This window comes from Nostoc sp. 'Peltigera membranacea cyanobiont' 232 (assembly GCF_002245985.1).
Lineage (GTDB): Bacteria > Cyanobacteriota > Cyanobacteriia > Cyanobacteriales > Nostocaceae > Nostoc.
Genome location: NZ_NOLK01000369.1, coordinates 1 through 1,675 on the forward strand (window position 1 = coordinate 1; position 1,675 = coordinate 1,675).

The following is a 1,675-nucleotide window of genomic DNA, read 5'->3' on the forward strand; positions in this document are numbered from 1 at the left end:
GAATGGCACTAAGAAAAGCCGAAACCCTTGCGGTTTAAGCAGTTTGCAATTGCTTGCGTAATTCATGCCGGGGTTTCGTCATCAAGGGGTAAATTTTTGGGCGACGTTTACGGACTCGTGGTTCATTACGACCTGGGCGTTCTGGAACAGTCTTATGAGCAATAACTTTTAGCAAAGTGTGATAAAGTCGAAAACGTCTTTGATCAGAAGCAGCTGATAATTTGGGAATAAAGTTAATTAAATGGTGGCGAGTACCTTGCAACGATAGGCGTAATGGAGGAGTGGTGTAAGTAGTTCCAGCCGACCACATCAAACTACGAAGTAAATTGTAAGCCAGCAAAAAAACGAAAATTTCTTTACGTACCATTGAAGGTGTTTTACATCGTAGAACATCCATACCCAAGGTAGTTTTTATATGTCTTAAATCTAGCTCAACATCCCAACGTTTACCGTAAAGACCAACAATTTCAAGAGTAGAATAAGAAGATTTATCTAAAAGAGTAGTAATTAAGCTGATTTGTTGAGTGCGAAAACCAGGGATAACAATGTAATAGTAAACTTCCCGTACAGTTATGGAAGGAGGTAGAGCATCAAATTCATCTTTGCTCAACCCTTTTGAGCATCTTTTAGGTTTATACCAAGTAACCAACTTGTCACAATCGCCAACAATTTTACCTTTTCGCATAGTTGTTGTCCGAGATTGATGCTTACGAAACACAGCATCACAACCAAGCTTGGCAATAGAAACCATATCGGCATAAGCACAAAAGGCTCTATCTCCTAAAAGTACATCATTTGGTTTGAGAAAACTGTACAACCTCCGAGCTAGTTTAATATCATGAGTGTTCAAAACGTCTATGCACAAAGCAACGGCGGCTCCTGTCGCCAAACTGAATATCACTCCAATTTTGGCAATTGGAAATCCACATCCCTCTTTTTGGGTACTAGGTTGAGGGTATTGTTTTTGGTTCTCTACGGTATCTGGCATGGAGACAGTTGAACCATCTATTACTTTTACATTACGACCACACCATAAATGTTCTTGGGTCACTTTCGCTTCTAGGTTTTGTGCCGAGGAATTGAAAAGTTTTTCTAATAATTTCTCTGGAAGTCTCGCCCTAGCTTGGCAGTAACCACTCGTATCTGTTGAAGGGACTTCTACTTCTTCACCAGCTAGATGTGCAATTATTTTACTCACAGCATTATTACAAGTTTTATCAGTATCCAGCACTTGTGATAAAAATGCCCATAAAGTTATTAATGGGTCAAATAACCGCTTTTTGTATTTAATTTTTAGCTCTGAGATTGCAAGTCTTATCACAGACTCTGGTAATAGTTCTTTAAACGGTAGTCCCAAACTTTGACTAAATTTATCCTTGAGAATTTGTACTCGTAGTGTCACAGTAGTATTTATGATGTTGGCTTGCTCGTATCAAGGAAAGTATTTCATGAACGAGTAAGCTTTTCCTACCTAAAAAAATTTTTTGGACAATCAGTACATCTAACTCCACTGTCTTTGTCAGGCACAGCGATGGCGTACCCACTCTTCTCAATGGCGATCGCAGTATTACATCAAGGACAATTGCCTATCCCATCCCTGAACCTTCACTGTTCAATAGCTTTAAAATCTGTAGTGCCTATTCCGCATAGCTTAGAGCTTTTCTTAGTGCCATTC

1 protein-coding gene is annotated in these 1,675 nt (G+C 39.3%); it reads right to left on the reverse strand.

Annotation, left to right across the window (positions count from 1 at the left end; translation table 11 throughout):
• Positions 1-34: 34 nt before the first annotated feature.
• The gene (locus CDG79_RS40380; RefSeq protein ID WP_223278677.1) at positions 35-1,402 is read right to left on the reverse strand and encodes an IS4 family transposase; all 1,368 of its coding nucleotides are present in this window, start codon (positions 1,400-1,402) and stop codon (positions 35-37) included.
• Between the last annotated feature and the right edge of the window lie 273 nt (positions 1,403-1,675).